This window comes from Pedobacter riviphilus, assembly GCF_014692875.1.
In the GTDB taxonomy this organism is placed as follows: domain Bacteria; phylum Bacteroidota; class Bacteroidia; order Sphingobacteriales; family Sphingobacteriaceae; genus Pedobacter; species Pedobacter riviphilus.
The window spans coordinates 1-22836 of sequence record NZ_CP061171.1; the positions used below are offsets into that span (position 1 = coordinate 1).

Below are 22836 nucleotides of genomic sequence, written 5' to 3' on the forward strand. Positions count from 1 at the left end.
ATGGAAAAAACTTGTACAGAAGTATGGAAGAACTGTCTTCAAATTATTAAGGATAACATTCCGAGCCAAAGTTTCAAAACTTGGTTCGAGCCAATAACAGCCCTTAAATTGGAAGGTAAGGTTTTAACTATACAGGTGCCAAGTTTGTTCTTTTACGAATGGCTTGAAGAACATTATGTAGGCTTGCTACGCAAGACTGTAAAAAAACAACTTGGAGAGGATGGCAGGTTGGAATATAACATCGTTGTAGATAAATCATCAAACAGCGGTAATCCTTATACTACCAATATGCCCTCAAATGGAAATGGAGCGGAGGCAAAGGTACAATCGATGCCGATTCCGGTTTCCATTAATAAGGATATTAAAAACCCTTTTATTATCCCTGGATTAAAAAAATTAAATGTTGATCCACAGTTAAACGCTAATTATACTTTCGAAAATTATATTGAGGGAGACTGCAACCGCTTGGCACGTTCTGCAGGTTACGCTGTAGCTGCTAAACCAGGAGGTACATCTTTTAATCCTTTAATGATTTACGGTGGAGTAGGTTTGGGTAAAACACACCTGGCGCAAGCAATCGGTAACGAGATTAAACGCAGCATGCCAGATAAGTTGGTGATCTATGTAAGCTGTGAGAAATTCTGCCAGCAGTTTGTAGATTCACTAAAAAACAACACCATTAACGATTTCGTTAACTTTTATCAGGCAATGGATGTGATCATTATGGATGATGTACACAACTTTGCAGGTAAGGAAAAAACACAGGATATTTTCTTCCATATCTTTAACCACCTACACCAATCGGGCAAACAGGTAATCTTAACATCTGATAAAGCACCGAAAGATTTAGCTGGTTTGGAAGAACGTTTGTTAAGCCGTTTTAAATGGGGTTTATCTGCAGATTTACAGATTCCTGATCTTGAAACGCGTATTGCCATCTTAAGAAAGAAAATGTATGCTGATGGTATTGAGTTACCAGGCGAGGTGGTAGAATATGTTGCACACAATATTGATAACAATGTGCGTGAACTGGAAGGTGCTATGGTTTCGTTGCTGGCACAAGCTACTTTGAATAAAAAAGAAATCGATTTAGCACTTGCTAAGCAAATGTTGAAGAACTTTATCAAAAATACTTCTAAAGAAATTTCAATGGAATATATCCAGAAATTGGTTTGTGAGTATTTCGAAGTTCCTGTAGATATGGTTAAATCGCAAACACGTAAACGCGAAATTGTTCAGGCACGTCAGATTTCGATGTACCTTTCTAAAAGCCATACTAAATCATCGCTAAAAACGATTGGCGCTTTCTTCGGTGGCCGCGATCACAGTACCGTAATTTATGCTTGCCAAACAGTAGAAGATTTAATTGATACCGATAAAAAGTTTAAAGCTTACGTACACGATATCCAAAAGAAATTAAAAATGAGCTGAACTTAAGTGCAAGGGCAGAAAGATAGAAGGGTTTAAATTAAAATCTTTCGTTCATGTTCAAAAGTTTATTCAATCACAATAAAGGCCCGATATTTTATCGGGCCTTTATTGTGATGTGTTTTTTAAATATTTAAAGCTTTTCCAGTTCGGCTAAGCCGTAATGTAAGGCCGCAACATGTAGCGCCTGAGCTATTTTATTGTCATTGATTAACTGTTTAACTTCATCAACGGTGTATTCCTCAACATTTAAAATTTCGTGTTCATCTAAATGCTGTTCATGAGTTTTAATGCCACCTGTTAAGAAATAAGTAAAGGTTCTATTGTTTGATGTTGCAGGATTAGGATAAAGCTCGGCAATAAGTTTGCAGGTTTTAAAACTGTAACCGGTTTCTTCTAAAAGTTCGCGTTTAACCGCAAACTCTGGCGCTTCATCTCCATCAATCACACCGCCCGGCACTTCAAGAGAAACAATATCGGCTGCATGGCGGTACTGGCGCACCATGATGATTTTCCCTTCTTCTGTTAATGCAATTGCATTAACCCAGTTTGGATACTCTAAAACATAGTAGTCGTCTTTTATAATGCCATCAGGAAGTTTAACCTCGTCTACCCTTAAGGTAGCCCACTTTTCTCTTACTAAATATTTAGAGGCAATTTTTTGCCACTTTTCTATAATCATTATTTTATTTATGTTAATTGAATTACTCCAAATTGAAAACCGCTAACTCTTAGCTGAGGTACTGTTGTATCGTTTTCTGACGGTGCAAGTTTACCAAATGCACAATCTTGTGCCGATCTGACAGAAATTGATAGACTAAATTCAGTTTTGGGGCAATCATTCGGTTTCTATCAGGGGTTGTCCCTAACTCGTAATATAAGAATTCGCTCAGTGAGTCGAGTTTTTCGGGAGGGATATTACCTTCAGTTAGCCAGTTTTCAAAAACTGCCAGATCTTCATTTTCCAGAATTTCTTTTGGTAATTGAAAGCCGCCTTCCATAGTTTCGTCAAAAAGCTGATTGGCCTCGGCTAACTTGCCCTCTAACTTTAAACCCATAATACGGGCCAAAACCTGTGCAAGTTTTTGTATTTCTGCCGTGATTAAATCTCTTCTGTACATATTGTTGTAATGGTTTAATCTGTTGGAAAGTTGTAACGTTCAAAAAGGAACAGATTCTAACTTATGGACTATGGACCTACCAGCTTCCGCTGCTACCACCTCCTCCGAAGCTTCCGCCGCCAAAACCACCAAATCCGCCTCCTCCACCAGAAGAACCACCTCCCCAGCCACCGCTGCTTCGGCCGCCGCCGCCGCTTCCAAAAAGCATAGCCCAAAACAGCGCATTAGATGCTCCACGTCCGCCAATTACTTCGCTCCCGCCTCCGCCACCTTTTCGCATAATGATAATAATCACGATTACGATAATGATAATAATCACAATGCTACCACCGCCTCCACCTTTCTTTGAAGAAGTTTTAGGACTATCGTTTTTATATTCGCCTCTTGTATACTTTATAATCGACGTCGTACCTTCATCCAAGCCAGCATAATAATTTCCTGCTCTAAAATTGGGTTTAATATCGTTGTCAATAATACGCTTGGCATAAATATCGGGTAATGCGCCTTCTAAGCCATAACCTGTTTGAATAGAGATTTTTCGATCGCCAACTGCCACAACGATCATAATACCATTGTTTTTGCCACTTTGGCCAACACCCCATTTTCTACCCAGTTCTACCGCATATTCATTAATATCGTAATCGCCGACTGATTTTAGTATTGCTATTGCAATCTGTGTAGAAGAAGAATCGTTAAAGGTTACCAGTTTATTTTCAAGCGCCTGTTTTTGCTCTGCAGACAATACATTGGCATAATCGTTAACTAAGGTGTTTGGCTTTTCAGGAAAATCCTGCGCAAAAGCGAAAGCAAATAATAAACTGAACAGTGATAATAAGAATATTTTCTTCATCTCTTATTTGTTCTCTAGGTTATCCATAAAAACAATATCGTTTGGCAACTCATTAATATCGCCTTTTTGCGGCGGGAAGAACAAGGCTAGCTTTTCTCCGGCCAACGCTACACCTGCAATAATACCATCGGCCAAATTGCCTTTTGCAAAATGTGCTGTCATCGCAATTTTAGTAGTTTCCCAAAAGTTTTCAGGTACTACCTGGTGAATCCCAACATCGCCAATAATGGCAAATTTATGATCGGCATGTGCCAAATAAATGAGCACGCCATTTCTTTTTGCTGTTTTATCCATATCCAGTTTAGCAAAATATTCGGTAGCTTTTTCATATGGATCGCCTGCGCAATGTTTGTCAATAGCAATTCTAATTTCTCCAGAAGTTGCTCTTTCTGCATCGGAGATCGCGTTTGCTATTTTTTCTTGTTCAATATCTGAAAATAACGACATGTGCTTATTTTGTATGAAGTAAAAAGGGTAATAAATGCTTAGTTAATAAACATTCACTACCCTTATATATTGTGTTGAGAATATTAAAATTCTACTTTAGGTGCGTCTTTTGCAGTGGCATCGGCCTCAAAATATCCTTTAGCTTTAAAGCCAAACATACCAGCTGTTAAATTCGTAGGGAAGGATCTGATTTTACCATTATATTCCTGTACCGCATCGTTAAAATCTTTACGGGCAACAGTAATCCTGTTTTCGGTACTTTCTAGCTGTGCTGATAAATCACTGAATTGCTGTGTAGCTCTTAGTTCAGGGTAATTTTCAGTAATCGATAATAATTTACCCAAAGCCTGGCTCAATTGTCCCTGTGCAGCCTGGTATTTCTGGATGTTTTCTGGTGTCAGTTCATCCGCTTTAACCGTCATCTGTGTTGCTTTTGCACGTGCTTCGGTTACGGCAGTTAACGTACCCTGCTCAAATTTAGCTGCCCCTTTTACTGTAGCTACCAGGTTCGGAATTAAATCTGCTCTTCTTTGATATTGGGTTTGTACGGTTCCCCATTTCGATTTAACGTTCTCATCCAGTTTAACCATGCTGTTATATCCGCATGAACTTAAAGTGCTCACTGCAATAACTGCAGCTAAAATTCCAAATATTAATCTTTTCATTTTTATGGTTTTTGTCTTTTTAATAGAATTGATTTATGGTCAATTTACGAATTAGATATCAAATTGCATGCCTTTGTTACAATTTCGGTATTTATGTGACAGGTTGACAAGCTTCACGCGGATTTCAATAAGATAGAAGCTGTGTATTTTGATTGGGTAATTGAGTAATAAACCGTTTAAACCATGTAAGGTTTTTTGTTTTGAAGCGCAGGGTTCTTCGTTTTTTTTAATGTTCGTCCCGCTCTCCGCTTTACTTCGTGTTCGCTCCGATCGGGGCTAGATACTCAGGCCTGTGGCACGGAAAACCGACATAGTAGCAGAAAACTAACAAAACTAAACCCGATCGAACGGATGCCCCCGATTTTTCTATCGGGGCAGGAGGTAGAGCGGGAAGGAAGCCTCCTATGGAATACTGCAATTGTTTTCCAAATCAATAAAACGCTTTATGAATACGTGGATGAATATCTTTCAACAGAATTAAATAGTATCAATTATTCTTTATTGTTACCTATCTTTGTACCATTCGGGATAAAAACCTGACATGATATGCAAAAAGACATCGAAATTACGCTGCTCCCGCACGAGGTAGAGCAAACAGAGGTGATTAACCAGAAACTGGCTGAAGCCCTAAAATTACCTGGATCGAGAATTAAAGGCTACGAAATCCTGAAAAGATCAATAGATGCCCGCTCGAGAAAAGTGATATTCAGACTTCAGGTGAAAGTTTTTGTAGATGAGGAAGCCGTTCCCGAAGTATACACCATTAATTATAAAAATGTAAGTGATGCAAAGCCGGTGATTATTATCGGGGCTGGCCCAGCAGGCTTGTTTGCAGCTTTGCAGTGTATAGAGAATGGATTAAAGCCCATTATTATAGAACGTGGTAAAGATGTAAAACAACGCCGGAGAGACTTGGCTGCCATAAACAAGCAGGGTTTAGTGAATACTGAATCTAATTATTGTTATGGTGAAGGTGGCGCAGGAACCTATTCGGATGGTAAATTGTATACCCGATCTAATAAAAGGGGCGATATTAACAAGGTGCTACAGGTATTTGTAAACCATGGGGCAGAAGCTGATATTGCCATTGATGCCCGTCCACATATAGGTACCAATAAACTTCCCCATATTATTACTTCCATAAAAGATACGATCCTGAATGCTGGGGGTGAAGTGAGGTTCGATAGTAGGATGACTGATCTTTTGATTGAATTCGGAAAAGTAAAAGGAATTGAAATAAATTTTGAAGAAAAGTTGTTTGCTGATGATATTATCTTGGCAACTGGCCATTCTGCAAGAGATGTGTACGAATTGTTGAACAGTAAAAATATCCTGATTGAGGCAAAACCATTTGCGTTAGGCGTACGGATTGAGCATCCTCAGGAAATTATTGATTCGGCTCAATACCACTGCGATATTAGATCAGAGTTTTTACCTCCAGCGTACTACAGCTTGGTTGAGCAGGTTGGTGCCCGTGGGGTATTTTCTTTTTGTATGTGCCCGGGCGGTATTATTGCGCCCTGTTCAACAGGAGAAAATGAAATCGTGGTAAATGGCTGGTCGCCATCTAAACGGAATAATCCTTATGCCAATTCGGGAACAGTAGTTCAGGTTACCTTAAATGATGTTGTGGGTTACGATCCGCTTAGGATGTTGCATTTCCAATCGGAGATTGAAAAAATGGCTTTTGAGGCGGGAGGTGGAAACCTGGTAGCTCCTGCACAACGTATGGTCGATTTTGTGAACAATAAATTATCGATCGATTTACCAAAGAACTCGTATCTGCCTGGTACCAAAAGTTCGATGCTGGATAATATTTTACCCGATTTTGTATCGGATAGTTTACGTGCGGCATTACCCTTATTTGGGAAAAAAATTAAAGGTTATTATACAAATGAAGCCATTTTGGTAGGGGTAGAAAGCAGAACTTCCTCTCCGGTTAGGATTCCGAGAGATAAAGAGACTTATCAGCACCCTCAGATAAAAGGTTTATATCCTTGTGCTGAAGGTGCAGGTTATGCCGGCGGAATTGTATCGGCAGCAATAGATGGCATTAACTGTGCAAATGCAATATTAAATATATCTTAACAAACTTTATATTTCGCTAATTGTTGTTTAGGTATGTTTAATATCACAAACGAAATAAAAAAGGCATTTAATGGCGATGCCTGGCATGGTAACCATGTAATGCAGACCTTAAATAACGTTAACCCTGAAAGTGCGTTTAGCCATTTTGTACCGGGCGCACACTCTATTGCCGAAATTGCCCTGCATTTAACGGCATGGACAGAAGAAGTTACCTCAAGACTGAGCGGGAAACCTGCTGCAGGACCTGCAATGGGCGATTGGCCAGTACCTGAAAGTAGAACGCCAAAGGCTTGGGAGCGTATTATTTTTAATTTTAAAATTGCAAATGAAGAGCTCATCCGCCTGTGCGAAGGCATAAAAAACAACCAATGGGATGATGAAGTAAAGGGTGAGCGGAATCCAGCTTTGGGAACAGGTGTAACCAATGCCGAGCTTTTAAGTGGTTTAGCGCAGCACCATGCTTACCATTCTGGCCAAATTGCTTTGCTTTCTAAGTTTTAGTAATTCATCTGCGTAATCAAATTATAATGAAGAAGACACTTATTATTGGTGCATCACCAAACCCATCAAGATATGCCTATAAAGCAGCTCATATGCTCACGCGCTTTAATCACGAAATTATTAACGTGGGCATAAAGAAAGGAGAGGTTGCAGGAGTAGAAATTGAAGAACCAGATCAGATACACTCTGATATAGACACCATAACTTTATATATTGGCCCAGCCTTACAGGCGCAATACCACGATTACATCCTTGCAACAAAGCCCAAGCGGGTAATTTTCAACCCAGGAACTGAAAATTATGAGCTGGAAAAATTATTGGATAAACACCATATCGAACCAGTTGAAGCCTGTACCTTGGTATTGCTAAGCACAGGGCAATATTAAAATTTATATACCACGCCCCAGTTTACAAAATCTGCCTGGGCAAAGTGCATATAGGTTTTGGCCTGTAAGCCAATGTGCGGCGTAATATTAAAAGTAGGCCCGAATGTCCAGTACCACGTCGCTTTATCCATCAATCTGTTGTAGTGGATGTATTTCCCAATCTGTGCCGCAACGGTTACACGCCATAAGTTGATATCGGCACCGATGCTTAAGCCGGTACGCCATCTGTCATAAGATGTTCCGTAATTCTGATAGGTTTCTCCATTACGATTTGGGTCATATACACTAAAATAATAAACCGCATCTGCTCCTGCCTTAAGCGACATCACATCATTCAGGTAAAAATTGTAACCTGCATATAAGCCGCTTTTGTATAAGCTTTTGTTCCTGTTCGCAAATACGCCCCTTGCGCCTAAACCCGCACTAAGCTCGATCGAATTACGTTGCAAAGTGGTGTAAGTGCTTTTCCGCTCAGCAGTTAATGTTTTCGGATTGTTTAGTTTAAGCCCGATGTAAATGTTTCCGGTATTCAAACCCCCATTGGGTACAGTTGCGCCTCCGTTTGATACATGTAAAAAACCAAAACCGACCAATAGATCGGTGTATTGGCTCATGGGCAGCTCCATTCCTAAGTCCGCCTTGATAGTTTCGTTGATCGGGCTTCCCAGAAATCTGTTTTTGGTATTATTAAAGTAATACTTGTTCGTATAACCCAAGCCAACTCCTGGCGTAAAATTAAACTTTGCTTTTCCTACTCTGAATAATTGAAAGTCCATTTGCGCCACCAGACCATATATCTGACCAAAAGCATTGGCCGAAGTATCTTTTGTACCTTTCAGTTTGCTCAGGTTTCTGAAAATAAAACCGATCCCGTAAGATTTAGCACCACTAAAACCAATCCATTTATCGCTGTTCTGGCTAATGTCTTTAAAATAAGCCGCGTCAAATCCTGTAATCTGATCCTGAAACAAGTGTCCCTGATCATTATTTATATGTGTGCCAAATATGGGCTTGAGAATAATGGAACGGTTTTCTGGTGCAATTTGAGCTTCAGCAAATGCCAGGCCCGTAATAACAAAAATAAAAGAGAGTAGTTGTTTTTTCATTAGCTTTTACTAAAACGGTAAGCAAGACTATAAAAGGCATAACGGTAGCCAGTGGCGCTGTTTTTAACTTCGTTCGAAGTAAAGGTGGCGGTATAATTGGCTGTCCAGCGTGCAATAGCAAAAGTTAAACCTACCTGCGTAGTAAAAACAATCGGTTTGGGCTTAAAGGTAATTGGCCCTTTATCGTTCAAAAATAATCCTCCCTGCAAACTCGAATCGAAAGCAACAGCATGTAACTGCGGGCTAACTGAAAGGAAAAGCTCGTATTTACGTTGCGCTTTATTTGTATGGTTATTGCTCACCAAGCTATTAAAGGCTGAGGAGCCGTCCATATCATTAAATCTGCCCAGGCGGAACATTGTGCCAAGATTTGCTTTTGTAATTACGTTGCCAACCGCTGCTGAAGTTATTCCCGTAATGTCGAATATCTTATTATTTGTGCTCAATAAAAGCCTGTTGTACTCTATGCCTAAGTTTAATGTTGGTTCGCTGTTTAAGCCGTACTCCCATCCTTCAATCTGGTTTTGGCCAACCAGTTTATGAAATGCTTTTTGAAACTCTTCGCCCAAAGCATCCTTTCCGGTAAGTCCAATCTGCGCAGAAACTTTAAGCATCTGTTTATTTGTGTAAAACCGACTATAATTTGCCTCACCATAAAGGTATGCCGTAAAAGGGCGGTCGTGCAGGGCGGGGTTTGGTGCAAAGCTGTAATAAGGGTTGTATATTTTTTGACCAAGCTCGAAACCGATAATTTCTTTGCTTCTTCCTGCTTTTAAGTGCGCTCCATTAAGGGCATGCCTATATTTAATAAAAGCACCGTTTGTATAATAACGATCGCTGGTAATATCAATGTAGGCATCATTCTCAGAGATAATAACAAGCTCGTTTTTATAATTTTGCGCATAACCAATCTCTGTCATGCCGATAAATAGCAGAGAAAAGTATAGTTTGAGCATCAACTTCATTTATTTGGATGATTTAATAAAGCCATAAAAGTATTAATTATTGTTTAAAAATCGATACGATAGGTGATGCTACATTATATAGCAGAGAGTATTGCTTATATACTATTACTATAGTGTTGTTTGTTTTTCAGGAAAATCAGGTTCAGTGCTACTATAGATAGGTTTGTTCCCGCTTTCCATTTCAAGTCCTCGCTGCGCTGCGGGCTTTCCATTGCAATCGGGTTTATGTTGCAGGGGCAGTGCAGGGCACACCGTCATGGTGCCCAAAAAAGATAAAAGCAGCCTTCAACTCTTAGTGTCCTTAACGGCTTAATAGTAAAAAACGCTAGGTTTACCCCTAAAAACCACGTTTAGATAACTGGGCTGCCTTATTGTTTTACATTGTTCCTAATTATTTCGGGTTGTAAACCAAAGACTTACGCTAATCCCTGTGCTATTCGGTAAAAAATCTTTGTAAGGAAGGATATTTTTTCTACTTTTGCATCCCGCTTCGGAGGAGAGGGCAGCAGACTGAAAAGCGTGCAATAGGGATAGGTAGAGCAGTATTTATTTCAAAATAAATATTGCGGGAGCGGAAAATATTGCTACCTTTGCAGCCCGGTCCGGAAAGACGGGGAGCTGAATAACATCAGCGTATTGAAATAGAGGGAAAGGAAAAAAAAGAAGGCTTAAAAAATAAAATTTATTTTATTTGGAAGTTTAAAAAAGATCCTTACCTTTGCACTCCCAACCGAAAGAGATGGGGAGAAGATCGGAACGGCGGATGCCGGAAAGATAGAAAAAAAGATTGAGATAAACAGAAACACGGTAGAGACGAAGAAGACTTTTCCGAACTGAAGTTTAACGATATATAAGCGATCGGCCGTGAGGTTTACAGATCGATAAGTTCTTAAAAGAGATGTCAATGTAGCGTAGCGAGGTAATGGAGTACCGATCAAAGTACATGATTACGTAGCTTTATTTTAAAGGTGGTGTCTAACAGACAACATAAAAAAAAGAAGACTATTTTTAACAATAGTTAAAACTGGTCAGCATCTTACAACACATTTTACAATGGAGAGTTTGATCCTGGCTCAGGATGAACGCTAGCGGCAGGCCTAATACATGCAAGTCGAACGAGATTGTCCAGCTTGCTGGGCATGAAAGTGGCGCACGGGTGCGTAACGCGTATGCAACCTACCTTTATCAGGGGATAGCCCGGAGAAATCCGGATTAATACCGCATAAAATCACAGCACTGCATAGTGCAATGATCAAACATTTATGGGATAAAGATGGGCATGCGTGTCATTAGCTAGTTGGCGGGGTAACGGCCCACCAAGGCGACGATGACTAGGGGATCTGAGAGGATGGCCCCCCACACTGGTACTGAGACACGGACCAGACTCCTACGGGAGGCAGCAGTAAGGAATATTGGTCAATGGAGGCAACTCTGAACCAGCCATGCCGCGTGCAGGAAGACTGCCCTATGGGTTGTAAACTGCTTTTATCCGGGAATAAACCTTTCTACGTGTAGGAAGCTGAATGTACCGGAAGAATAAGGATCGGCTAACTCCGTGCCAGCAGCCGCGGTAATACGGAGGATCCAAGCGTTATCCGGATTTATTGGGTTTAAAGGGTGCGTAGGCGGCCTGTTAAGTCAGGGGTGAAAGACGGTAGCTCAACTATCGCAGTGCCCTTGATACTGATGGGCTTGAATGGACTAGAGGTAGGCGGAATGAGACAAGTAGCGGTGAAATGCATAGATATGTCTCAGAACACCGATTGCGAAGGCAGCTTACTATGGTCTTATTGACGCTGAGGCACGAAAGCGTGGGGATCAAACAGGATTAGATACCCTGGTAGTCCACGCCCTAAACGATGAACACTCGCTGTTGGCGATACACAGTCAGCGGCTAAGCGAAAGCGTTAAGTGTTCCACCTGGGGAGTACGCCCGCAAGGGTGAAACTCAAAGGAATTGACGGGGGCCCGCACAAGCGGAGGAGCATGTGGTTTAATTCGATGATACGCGAGGAACCTTACCCGGGCTTGAAAGTTAGTGACGGTACTAGAGATAGTACCTTGAGCAATCACACGAAACTAGGTGCTGCATGGCTGTCGTCAGCTCGTGCCGTGAGGTGTTGGGTTAAGTCCCGCAACGAGCGCAACCCCTATGTTTAGTTGCCAGCATGTAATGGTGGGGACTCTAAACAGACTGCCTGTGCAAACAGAGAGGAAGGAGGGGACGACGTCAAGTCATCATGGCCCTTACGTCCGGGGCTACACACGTGCTACAATGGACGGTACAGAGGGCAGCTAGCCGGCAACGGTATGCGAATCTCATAAAGCCGTTCACAGTTCGGATTGGGGTCTGCAACTCGACCCCATGAAGTTGGATTCGCTAGTAATCGCGTATCAGCAATGACGCGGTGAATACGTTCCCGGGCCTTGTACACACCGCCCGTCAAGCCATGGAAGCTGGGGGTACCTAAAGTATGTAACCGCAAGGAGCGTCCTAGGGTAAAACCGGTAACTGGGGCTAAGTCGTAACAAGGTAGCCGTACCGGAAGGTGCGGCTGGAATACCTCCTTTCTGGAGTAGCACCGCCTACTCGCCACGCAACATGATATTTCAAAAAAAAAGAAAAACAAGAAACACCCAGAAGACAACGGTGGGCTACTGTAAGGGTAAGCTTAACGGAACTTGAAATGGGGTAAGCCAAAGGAAGCAGTAGCGGTAAGATACTATATACTGCGAACAGCTGCCTGCCTTAAAACCATAGTCCCGTAGCTCAGCCTGGTTAGAGCACTACACTGATAATGTAGGGTCTCCAGTTCAAATCTGGACGGGACTACACATTAAGTTGGGAGTTTGGAGAAAATAGTTGGGAGTTAGGTTACTCCAAACTGATAACTGCAAACTCAAGACTAACTTTTGGGGGATTAGCTCAGCTGGCTAGAGCGCCTGCCTTGCACGCAGGAGGTCAACGGTTCGACTCCGTTATTCTCCACATTTGAGCATAAAGCTTAAAGACCAAAGCGGAAAGCTTTCAAAAAACACAGAAATTACCGGGATCGGTAATATACATTGACATAAAGATTAAGAAAGAAACGCCATGGGCACAGATGCACTGAACAGCACATCTGAAACGGTTCGAGACCGCAGTTTTTACTAATAAGGAATAAGCTTAGGCTTAAGGATGGGCACATGACACCCGGACTTTTATACCCTAAGGGTTATACCTTAATAAAGTTCTTTGACATATTGGAAGAAGTTAAAAAAGAAGAGCAAACAACAATAGGCGACTGTTGTGTTTGTGCTCACTTGAAGGAAGAGCAATCAACCAACAAGTATGAGACATCATGACAAGAGCAAAAAAAGCATACCTTGCGGCGCAAAAGGCGCAAGCGTAGAAGAAAGTAAAAAAGAGTACACGGGGGATGCCTTGGCTCTCAGAGGCGATGAAGGACGTGATAAGCTGCGATAAGCTTCGGGTATTTGCAAATAGGAACTGATCCGAAGATTTCCGAATGGGGCAACCCGGCATGTTGAAGACATGTCACATATAATGAGCAAACCTGCCGAACTGAAACATCTAAGTAAGCAGAGGAAGAGAAAATAACAATGATTTCCTGAGTAGTGGCGAGCGAAAGGGAAAGAGCCCAAACCTACCTTGTTACGGCAAAGTGGGGGTTGTAGGACTGCAACGTGGCATTAGCAAACAGAAGTGGAACGGGATGGGAAGCCCGGCGATACATGGTGATAGCCCAGTACACGTATAGAATGCTAGCCTAGCAGTATCCTGAGTACCGCGAGGTCGGAGACGCCTTGTGGGAATCAGCCGGCACCATCCGGTAAGGCTAAATACTCCTGAGAGACCGATAGTGAACCAGTACCGTGAGGGAAAGGTGAAAAGAACCCCGAACAGGGGAGTGAAATAGAACCTGAAACCGTGTACTTACAAGCGGTCGGAGCATCCAAGTGGTGTGACGGCGTGCCTTTTGCATAATGAGCCTACGAGTTACTCTTCTCTGGCAAGGTTAAGTGCTTCAGGCACGGATCCGAAGCGAAAGCGAGTCTGAATAGGGCGTATAGTCAGAGGAGGTAGACGCGAAACCTTGTGATCTACCCATGGACAGGTTGAAGGTGCGGTAACACGTACTGGAGGACCGAACCGATAAACGTTGAAAAGTTTCCGGATGATCTGTGGGTAGGGGTGAAAGGCTAATCAAACTGGGAAATAGCTCGTACTCCCCGAAATGTTTTTAGGAACAGCGTCGGTATTGAGTTATATAGAGGTAGAGCTACTGATTGGGTGCGGGGGAGTCAAATCCTACCAAATCCAGACAAACTCCGAATGCTATATAATATAACCGGCAGTGAGGCGCGGGGTGCTAAGGTCACGCGCCGAGAGGGAAAGAACCCAGACCATCAGCTAAGGTCCCCAAGTTACAGTTAAGTTGAACTAACGAGGTCCGATTGCACAGACAGCTAGGATGTTGGCTTGGAAGCAGCCATTCATTTAAAGAGTGCGTAACAGCTCACTAGTCGAGCGATCGGGCATGGATAATAAACGGGCATAAAATTGTACACCGAAGCTATGGGATTGAAATATATCGGTAGGGGAGCATTCTATATACAGTGAAGGTATCTGGTAATGGGTGCTGGAGTGTATAGAAAAGCAAATGTAGGCATAAGTAACGATAAGGCGGGCGAGAAACCCGCCCACCGAAAGGATAAGGTTTCCTGATCAACGCTAATCGGATCAGGGTCAGTCGGGACCTAAGGAGAACCCGAAGGGGAAATTCGATGGACAACTGGTTAATATTCCAGTACTTTTTATAACTGCGATGTGGGGACGGAGTAGTGACACTGCCGCGATCTGACGGAATAGATCGTTAAAGGCCGTAGGTATATCGATGGTAGGCAAATCCGCCAACGATGCTGAAAGCTGATAGTACGACGAGCCTTCGGGTGAGTTGATAGCGCAGGTAATCAGACTTCCAAGAAAAACCGCTAAGCTTCAGGTTATAAAAACCCGTACCGCAAACCGACACAGGTATCCGGGAAGAGGATTCTAAGGTGCTCGAGTGAATCATGGCTAAGGAACTCGGCAAAATGGCCCTGTAACTTCGGGAGAAGGGGCGCTTGCAGTAATGTAAGCCGCAGTGAAAAGGCCCAGGCGACTGTTTAACAAAACACATGGCTTTGCAAAATCGAAAGATGAGGTATAAGGCCTGACACCTGCCCGGTGCTGGAAGGTTAAGAGGGGATGTCATCGTAAGAGAAGCATTGAATCGAAGCCCCAGTAAACGGCGGCCGTAACTATAACGGTCCTAAGGTAGCGAAATTCCTTGTCGGGTAAGTTCCGACCTGCACGAATGGTGTAACGATCTGGGCGCTGTCTCAGCCATGAGCTCGGTGAAATTGTGGTCCCGGTGAAGACGCCGGGTACCGCAACGGGACGGAAAGACCCCATGCACCTTCACTACAATTTAACATTGACATTGGATACAGGATGTGTAGGATAGGTGGGAGGCTTTGAAGCGGCGTCGCTAGGCGTCGTGGAGCCAACGTTGAAATACCACCCTTTCTGTATTCGGTGTCTAATCCCGCCAAGCGGGAGACATTGTTTGATGGGTAGTTTGACTGGGGTGGTCGCCTCCAAAAAGGTAACGGAGGCTTTCAAAGGTAAGCTCAGTACGCTTGGTAACCGTACGCGGAGTGCAATAGCATAAGCTTGCTTGACTGTGAGACATACAGGTCGATCAGGGTCGAAAGACGGATATAGTGATCCGGTGGTTCTGCATGGAAGGGCCATCGCTCAAAGGATAAAAGGTACGCTGGGATAACAGGCTGATCTCCCCCAAGAGCTCATATCGACGGGGAGGTTTGGCACCTCGATGTCGGCTCGTCACATCCTGGGGCTGGAGAAGGTCCCAAGGGTTCGGCTGTTCGCCGATTAAAGTGGCACGCGAGCTGGGTTCAGAACGTCGCGAGACAGTTCGGTCCCTATCTGTTGTGGGCGTAGGAATTTTGAGTGGGGCTGACCTTAGTACGAGAGGACCGGGTTGGACCAGCCTCTAGTGAATCTGTTGTTCCGCCAGGGGCATTGCAGAGTAGCTACGCTGGGAATAGATAAGCGCTGAAAGCATCTAAGTGCGAAACTAGCCACGAGATGAGAATTCCATATAGGACCGTAGCAGACTACTACGTTGATAGGCTACAGATGTAAAGCTGGTGACAGCACAGTCGAGTAGTACTAATCATCCGAAGCTTTCAAAGCTAAACAGACTGTTGTTTGTTCTTCAAAACTTAACTTCTTTCAATAATATGTCATTTAAGCGGAAAGCTAAAAGACTAAAGACTAAAGCGTGATAGAAACAGCTTTAAGCTTTGAGCTTTATCCTTTCAGCTCAAATAAAAATATTTAGGTGCCTATATCGGTGGTGTCCACCTCTTCCCATTCCGAACAGAGAAGTTAAGCCCACCAGAGCCGATGGTACTGCGGTAACACGTGGGAGAGTAGGTCGGTGCCAAATCTTAAAAGAAACCCTTCAGCAGAAATGCGGAAGGGTTTTCTTCGTTTAAGGCCTTTCTGTAGCCGCACCTGTCCCCGTTTCAGTATTGAGCAGCGGAGAAAAGTCAAGGAATTGTTCCCGCAGGTTACGCGGATCTCCGCAGAACCTTGATCCATCTTCCCTTTACACTTCCGCCCTGGGTGCAATAGCCCTGATGGGAGTGGGCACGGAGCCGATCCTTCATTGGCGGAGTAGAACGGACAGCAGGACGGGACCCAAACTAAAGGCTACTGCCACTGCGCTCCTAAAACTCTTGTTAAAAGATGTGAAATCTTTCATTCAGAAAGTAATAAAACCGTATTATTGCAGTATTACGTACATATTATGATGATAAATGTGAATCTCAAGAAATTAACTTTTCTTGCTTTTATTTTGTGTGTAAATTTTGGCGTTTTTGCTCAAAGTAAAAACGTACAACTCCCAGTAAATTGGTTTAACCTCGATTTAATAGAGAATGGATATTTTGGCATCAGCACGGAGAAAGCCTATCGCGAACTTTTAAAAGATAAAAAACCTAAAGAAAACATTATTGTAGCAGTAATTGATGGTGGAGTAGATATTAATCACCCCGATTTACAAGGTGTTTTATGGACAAATAAAAAGGAAATCCCAGGAAATGGAATAGACGATGACGGTAATGGTTATATTGATGATATTCATGGCTGGAACTTTATTGGTTCTAAAAAAGGCAATCTAGAGTTCGATAATTTGGAATTGGTTCGTTTGTTAAGAATTTATACACCAAAATATCAATCAACAACTAATTTAACTCCTTTAGACAGTACGCAAAAGGAAGAATTTAAACTATATAAGAAAATGGTTGGCGATTTCGGTAAGAAATATGAAGATGCCAGCAACACCTTTTCAGTTCTGATTGCTATTAACAAAGTTTTAGATTCTGTGGCCAAGATTAATAAAAAAGAAATCCCAACGATGGAGGACATTGATCGATATAAAGCTGATGATGAAACTGAAGAGCAGGTAAAAACAATCATCAGAAAAGGAGCTAAAGAAGATGGCAGTTTCGAGAAGTTTTATAAGAATATAAAGGAAGGATATAAGCAGTACGATGCGATGTTAAAGTATAACTTAAATCCTAAATACGATAGGCGTGCCGAACTGGTTGGCGATGATTATGGCAATTCTTATCAAAAAGATTATGGGAACAACGATGTAAAAGGTCCGGATGCTTTTCATGGTACACACGTTTCAGGAATTATTGGCGCCGACCGTACCAATTCGATAGGTATTTTGGGCGTAGCCAATAATGTGAGCATTATGGCCATTAGGGTGGTACCCACAGGTGATGAACGTGATAAAGATGTGGCAAATGGTATCAGATACGCAGTAGATAATGGTGCCAAGGTGATTAATATGAGTTTTGGTAAAAGTTATAAGTGGGATAAAAAAGCGGTAGACTCGGCGGTAAAATATGCAGAATTTAAAGGTGTATTATTGGTGCATGCCGCTGGAAACGACAACCAGAATAATGATATCGACGAGAATTACCCTAATAAGTTTTTTGATGGTAAAGCGGCTGAAGCTTATAAAGAAGCCCATAAAAAACCAAGCAAGCCTGATTTTACACTGCCTAAGCCTATGACACAAAATAACGGAATGGGGATGAGGCCATCTTATGATCGATCTACATTGGTAAAGCCTGTATCTATTGACTCAGCAAAGTTTAACCTGCCCCATGCCAATAATTGGATCGAAGTAGGCGCAAGTGCTTATAAAGATGATGATAATCTGAAAGCCGATTTCTCTAATTATGGTAAATATAGTGTTGATGTTTTTGCGCCCGGATTTTTAATCAACTCAACCGTTCCTGATAACAAATATGAAGAGGCTGATGGGACAAGTATGGCCTCTCCTGTAGTAGCAGGCTTGGCTGCATTAATTTTAAGCTATTACCCAAATTTAAAACCAGCGCAGGTAAGAGAGATTATCATAAAATCGGTTTCGAAAGTTACACACAAGGTAAAATATAAAAATGAAAGGGGTGAAAATACCCGTGTGCCTTTTAGCGAAATATGTGTGAGCGGAGGTATTGTTAATGCATACAATGCCTTAAAATTGGCCGAAAGTTATAAATAGTCTTCAGTTTACAATTAAAAGTTATCAGTTTGGAGAAATAGTACGGATAAATTCCTGAAAGGTCCCGAATGGATAATTTTTGCCCTTCATCCACGAAATGAGAATTTCCATACGATCGATCATTTTTCTACCTGTATTCTTCCTTACATAACCTGGGAAACCAAAGCGTTCGAAATCATTTAAATCGGTAAATTCCCAAGGGTGGAAATAGATATTCAGGTATTTATCTTTTTTATAAGTCCAGCTGGCTAATATTCTGTAAATGCTTAAAGGCAGATTGTGAAAAGACAACCAAAATAGGGGGAACCTAATTAAGGGGCTTACTGAAGCTGGAATCTGCAACACATTATTTTTAATGAAGTGTGTTCTGGAAATATTAAAATTATTATATCGCCCAGGCAAATAGGTTGGGTTAATGGAAGTATTATAAGTATATCCGGCCCTTTCAATTTCCTTTTCGTCAACAGGCATCATTCTCGCCATGCGGTAACCTGTAATTTCTTTGCCAGAAAGTTCTTCGAGCTTTAGCTTTGACTGAAGCAAATGCTCGGGCTTAAAATCAGAATGATAATAACCATGCGAGGCAAGTTCGTGCCCCGTATCGGTAATCCTTTTAATCAGATCGGGAATATTTTCGGCAAAAGTAACAGTACAAAAAAACGTTGCCTTTACCTCGTATTTATCCAAAATATCTAAAATGGCAATGGTACCAGCCCTCGAAATAGCAATCTGATCTTCGAAAGAAATATCTTTTCCATATTCAAAAGGCATATCAAACTCTTCGATATCAAAACTTAACAGTACCATTTTATTTTTGCTGAATATTGGTTGAACGGATAATGTAATTTGGTCGGTTTTTAGACTGCATAAACATTTTACCTACATAAATGCCTATAATGCCCAAGATAATGAGTTGTAACCCTCCAAAAAAAACAATGGTCATAATTACTGATGCCCAACCAGAAACTTCTACATGGTTTACAAAGGCGTAAATAATGTAAGGGATGTACAGTACAGAGGCAAAAGACAAAGTGAAACCAAGATAAACTGCCGAATACAACGGTTTTATACTGAAAGAGGTAACGCCGTGCAAGGCCAGCCTCAGCATTTTTTTAAATGTATATTTGCTGTTTCCCGAAAAACGTGCTGCCGGGTTGTAGCGAATGGCAAACTGCTTAAAGCCAAGCCACTTTACCAAACCACGCAAAAAGGGCTCATTTTCATGAAAATTCCTGAAAACACTAACAACTTTTTGATCAAGTAAACGGAAATCGGCAGCGCCAGCTTCGAGGTCGATATCCGATAGCCAGTTTAAGGTTTTATAAAATAAGTTTGATGAGCTTCTTTTTCCTTTTGATAAATTCTTATCCTCTTCCCTGATGGTGTACACCACTTCGAAACCTTCCTGCCATTTTTGTAACATTTCCGGAATCAGCTCTGGAGGATGTTGCATATCACAATCCATAGAAATTACACAATCGCCAAAAGCGTGGTCCATACCCGCTTTAACCGCCAGTTGGTGGCCAAAATTTTTAGAGAACTCGAGGAAAAATATATTTTCTGCTGTTGAAGCATAATCCTTTATTTTTTCGAGCGTATGATCGGAACTTCCATCATCAACCAGGATAATTTCATAACCATAATCGATGGTCGAAAAAACTTTTTTAATACTTTCGGCTATTACAAAAATATTATCGGCTTCGTTGTAAGCAGGGATTACTATAGAAACTAATTTACTCATTATCGGCAATCAGATAAGACTCAAAATCTTCTTTCATCATTTGATAAATTATAGTTAGCCAAATGATAACGCAAGGTAGGGCTTTAAGCGAATATAGACGAATAAATTCTTTAACCGGTCTGGGAAAAATATCGGTTGGCGATAGGCTGGTTAATACAAATGCAAAAACAAACAACGCTATTATCCACCCTTTTTTTGGGTTTTGCTGCACCATAAACCAAATGGCAACACCTGCAAAAGCTATAATATAGGTTGGCGATTCGGAACCGCTGCTAAATATCACCGTAAAAATAAGTGTTGATGCCAGTAACATTAACCTAAAGCCGAGGTATTTATATTGCCTAATCCGTAGATAAGGTAACCCAAATAATATAACACCAACCAATAAAAAGGGGGTATTCGGAATGTTTATATTACCTGTTGTCCGCCTTACTATGCCCATCAAAGAAATATCTTGAAAGGAGGTTAATGATGCATTTAAATCATTTTTATGCGCAAGGGAATAATACCAATCGCTGTATGATTGGATTACAAAGGCCGGCGACGAAATAGCCATTGGCAAGGCAAATAGTACCGCAAAGGCAATAAAACAACCAACGATGAATTTTAATTTATTCTTGCTAAAAAAGAAAAATGCCAGTCCAACAATTCCATATAATTTAACCAAAGTACCAAAAGCAATAAAAAAGGCAGACTGTATTTCTTTCTTTTTAAGGAGATAAGAAAAACTGAGTAAAATAATTCCAGTTAAGGCAATATTAAACTGAAAACTAAAGAGTGCAGTTAAAGCTTCGTGTGCACAGATCCATGCAATGATAGTACGTTTGTTTAACGATATAGGAAGACTATAAATTCCCCAAAGCAAAATCAATACATTGGCCACATTCCAAAGCACTGCGCCCAAACCATCGGGTAGCAATGCAAAAGGAGCGATAAGGACGGAAAATAAAGGCCCGTAATGGTTGCTGTCTAAATATTCTGGATAGTTATTGTATAAATTTTGCAGATCTACCGTGTGCCAATATACGTATTTGAAAATCAGGTAGTTGTTGTAAGTATGATGGTGGTACTGTTTATAACCTGCAACAATAGCTAAGAGAAGATAAATGGCAATTACGCACTCCTTTTTTAATAGAAATGAGAATAGTTTGTTAAGATTAGCGTTTTTTGAATTGTTCATTATGATTTAGCGCCGCAATATAACTATTTTAACAGTCTGCATAATCATCTATTCTTTTAACGATTCTCTTAGAAAAATACAAAAGCGCATGCTTTAGCTTTTAACTTGTCTAACTTTTTGGGCTTCAGTTCCAGTTTTTATCGTGGCTTTAAAGTCTAATTTCAATCATTTATTATCTCTTATCTGTACTCCAGCGGTTAAAGTAGTTCAGTATTGCTTGATTTGTTTGCGAACTGTTACATCTGCGCAATGTTGTGGGCAAAATTGCATTATTTTAAGGCAGAACAGCTGTTTTTAAGAAATCTATTGTCGAATTACATCCTTATTGCCAGAAATAATCAGATTTTTTTGTAGTCTTGCCAAAAATTATAGATTCTGACAGAAATATAATTTGCACCGATGTAGGTTCGCAGTTAATTTTTAACACAGTGCGAGTTTTTTTAAATTAGCGTTATTTAATAAATGAGGCCTTTTTGCATTATAAAAATACTTCGTTAACCAAGAAAACCTGCTTTGAAAGTATTATATTAGTATATGCAAAATAAGGAATTGGGAGAGGCACGAGATTTAATGCTCAAAATAGCTGTTGGCGATCAACAGGCCTTTCGATTGATCTTTGATGCTTATAAAAATAAAGTTTTTTCGTATGCCAACAGGTACCAAACTAAATTAAAGGGTTTTATCCACTACTTTTTATATTGATGCCAGAGCTCCACGATTTTCGGCTTTATGCAGCTCTTTGCTTCTAATCCTACTTAAAGTTTCTAATCTCATTCCTAAATAACTTGCCAAATAGCGGAGCGGTATTTTGTTTAAGTCTACTTTTCTGCTCGCTGCCAGCTTTTGGTACCGCCGCAATGCATTGGGTATTCTGGCCAGTATCGATCTTTCTGATGCAGCATAATAGTGTAGCGCCAGCAGTTTTCGCCCGATAATATTGGCCTCTTCGAAATGAGAATATGCATAGTCGATTAGCGTATAAGGAATACGGATCAGCTCGCAATCTTCTAACGCCTGTAAATATTCTATAGAGTGATTGGATTGTAAATCAGGGTGGCGAATGGCCCCTACAATATTATTTCCAAAGCAAAACCAGGTGGTAATATCTTTGGCGTCGTCTTTTATGAAGCCACGAACAATGCCACTTTTTACAAAGTAAAGTGATGCATTACTATCAACAGGGGAAACAATATGTTTATTCTTTCTGATTGTAACTAATGAGCAATGTTTTTCGTATTGTGCAATAAGGTTATCGGATAGCTCATGGTATTGTTCCATATACTGGATAAGTGGCCGTACAAAAGAACTGTTGTTGTTAGAATTGAGCATAACATGATAAAGTTTTAGTTTCAAAAGTGATCTTTTTTGATAAAGAATCATCTAACAATTATAATATACAAAATAATCTGGAAGTTGTATTTAAATTATTAAAAGATTCTTCATTGCATGCAGAATGATAAGTATTATCTCTAGTTATCATCCTGGTCGCTTAGAGATCTTTCGTTGACCATCATTTTAAAGCTATCGTCTCGCTAAGACTTTAGTTCTTGCCATGGAAACTTGAAACACATAATTACATGATGAGGGCTTAACGAGACGCTAAGACCAAAGTTTAGTCGGGGTAATGAGTGGATTAATTTTTCCCAAATGAAAAAAACCTTTCCAAAATGGAAAGGTTTTTTTTTGCTTCATTTTTATTTA

The 22836-nt window shown here is 41.0% G+C and carries 16 protein-coding genes, 2 tRNA genes and 3 rRNA genes; 10 read left to right on the forward strand and 11 right to left on the reverse strand.

Translation table 11 applies throughout. From position 1 onward, the window contains the following. Positions 1-1431 carry a chromosomal replication initiator protein DnaA gene (gene dnaA, locus H9N25_RS00005; protein WP_121287815.1) on the forward strand — a complete coding sequence of 477 codons (1431 nt, stop codon included), beginning with the start codon at positions 1-3 and terminating at the stop codon, positions 1429-1431. 130 nt (positions 1432-1561) lie between these two features. Here dnaA and H9N25_RS00010 read toward each other — a convergent pair whose 3' ends face one another. From H9N25_RS00010 to H9N25_RS00030, 5 genes are all read right to left on the reverse strand, one after another. Next, positions 1562-2110 (reverse strand): NUDIX hydrolase, encoded by a 549-nt coding sequence (locus H9N25_RS00010; RefSeq protein WP_190327510.1) that lies wholly within the window; start codon positions 2108-2110, stop codon positions 1562-1564. 49 nt (positions 2111-2159) lie between these two features. Next, a complete protein-coding gene (locus tag H9N25_RS00015; protein ID WP_190327511.1) occupies positions 2160-2549 on the reverse strand; it encodes a hypothetical protein in 390 nt (129 codons plus the stop codon). A gap of 76 nt (positions 2550-2625) precedes the next feature. Beyond that, entirely contained in the window at positions 2626-3399 is a 774-nt protein-coding gene (locus tag H9N25_RS00020) for a TPM domain-containing protein (protein WP_167296591.1), read from the reverse strand. A 3-nt stretch (positions 3400-3402) separates the two neighbouring features. After that, complete coding sequence (locus H9N25_RS00025) at positions 3403-3846, reverse strand: TPM domain-containing protein (RefSeq protein ID WP_184471215.1); 444 nt, start codon at positions 3844-3846, stop codon at positions 3403-3405. A gap of 83 nt (positions 3847-3929) precedes the next feature. After that, complete coding sequence (locus H9N25_RS00030) at positions 3930-4511, reverse strand: LemA family protein (protein ID WP_029275651.1); 582 nt, start codon at positions 4509-4511, stop codon at positions 3930-3932. A gap of 546 nt (positions 4512-5057) precedes the next feature. Here H9N25_RS00030 and H9N25_RS00035 point away from each other — a divergent pair. From H9N25_RS00035 to H9N25_RS00045, 3 genes are read left to right on the forward strand one after another with little or no spacing between them, the layout of a single operon-like run. Further along, complete coding sequence (locus H9N25_RS00035; protein ID WP_190327512.1) at positions 5058-6599, forward strand: NAD(P)/FAD-dependent oxidoreductase; 1542 nt, start codon at positions 5058-5060, stop codon at positions 6597-6599. A gap of 33 nt (positions 6600-6632) precedes the next feature. Next, the gene (locus H9N25_RS00040) at positions 6633-7100 is read left to right on the forward strand and encodes a DinB family protein (protein ID WP_167296594.1); all 468 of its coding nucleotides are present in this window, start codon (positions 6633-6635) and stop codon (positions 7098-7100) included. Positions 7101-7126: 26 nt separating this feature from the next. Continuing rightward, positions 7127-7486, forward strand: coding sequence for a CoA-binding protein (locus H9N25_RS00045; protein WP_190327513.1), 360 nt, complete (start codon positions 7127-7129; stop codon positions 7484-7486). Here the strand turns inward: H9N25_RS00045 and H9N25_RS00050 are convergent. Then, on the reverse strand, positions 7483-8592 hold the full coding sequence (locus H9N25_RS00050; protein WP_190327514.1) for an acyloxyacyl hydrolase: 1110 nt from the start codon (positions 8590-8592) through the stop codon (positions 7483-7485). The two genes, H9N25_RS00045 and H9N25_RS00050, sit on opposite strands and share 4 nt — an antisense overlap. Further along, positions 8592-9548: a lipid A deacylase LpxR family protein gene (locus tag H9N25_RS00055; RefSeq protein ID WP_190327515.1), complete on the reverse strand. Its 957-nt coding sequence runs from the start codon at positions 9546-9548 to the stop codon at positions 8592-8594. Before H9N25_RS00055 ends, H9N25_RS00050 begins: the two co-directional genes overlap by 1 nt. A 1059-nt stretch (positions 9549-10607) precedes the next feature. Between H9N25_RS00055 and H9N25_RS00060 the strand changes: the two genes are divergently transcribed. The 6 genes from H9N25_RS00060 (at position 10608) to H9N25_RS00085 (ending at position 18214) form a co-directional block, all read left to right on the forward strand. Beyond that, positions 10608-12128: ribosomal RNA gene (locus H9N25_RS00060) — 16S ribosomal RNA — on the forward strand. Between the two features lie 188 nt (positions 12129-12316). Beyond that, positions 12317-12390 (forward strand) — tRNA-Ile (locus H9N25_RS00065). 82 nt (positions 12391-12472) lie between these two features. Next, positions 12473-12546: transfer RNA gene (locus tag H9N25_RS00070), tRNA-Ala, on the forward strand. Positions 12547-12949: 403 nt separating this feature from the next. Further along, a 23S ribosomal RNA gene (locus tag H9N25_RS00075) occupies positions 12950-15821 on the forward strand. A gap of 145 nt (positions 15822-15966) precedes the next feature. Further along, positions 15967-16078: ribosomal RNA gene (gene rrf / locus H9N25_RS00080) — 5S ribosomal RNA — on the forward strand. Together the 16S, 23S and 5S rRNA genes with 2 tRNA genes alongside form the textbook arrangement of a ribosomal RNA operon. A 366-nt stretch (positions 16079-16444) precedes the next feature. Continuing rightward, entirely contained in the window at positions 16445-18214 is a 1770-nt protein-coding gene (locus H9N25_RS00085) for a S8 family peptidase (RefSeq protein WP_190329053.1), read from the forward strand. 24 nt (positions 18215-18238) lie between these two features. Here H9N25_RS00085 and H9N25_RS00090 read toward each other — a convergent pair whose 3' ends face one another. From H9N25_RS00090 to H9N25_RS00105, 4 genes are all read right to left on the reverse strand, one after another. After that, on the reverse strand, positions 18239-19021 hold the full coding sequence (locus tag H9N25_RS00090; RefSeq protein WP_190327516.1) for a polysaccharide deacetylase family protein: 783 nt from the start codon (positions 19019-19021) through the stop codon (positions 18239-18241). Between the two features lies 1 nt (position 19022). Beyond that, complete coding sequence (locus tag H9N25_RS00095) at positions 19023-19955, reverse strand: glycosyltransferase family 2 protein (protein WP_190327517.1); 933 nt, start codon at positions 19953-19955, stop codon at positions 19023-19025. Further along, the gene (locus H9N25_RS00100) at positions 19948-21135 is read right to left on the reverse strand and encodes a glycosyltransferase family 87 protein (protein WP_190327518.1); all 1188 of its coding nucleotides are present in this window, start codon (positions 21133-21135) and stop codon (positions 19948-19950) included. The genes H9N25_RS00095 and H9N25_RS00100 overlap by 8 nt, the downstream gene beginning before the upstream one ends. Before the next feature lie 693 nt (positions 21136-21828). Continuing rightward, positions 21829-22464, reverse strand: coding sequence for a Crp/Fnr family transcriptional regulator (locus H9N25_RS00105; RefSeq protein WP_190327519.1), 636 nt, complete (start codon positions 22462-22464; stop codon positions 21829-21831). Between the last annotated feature and the right edge of the window lie 372 nt (positions 22465-22836).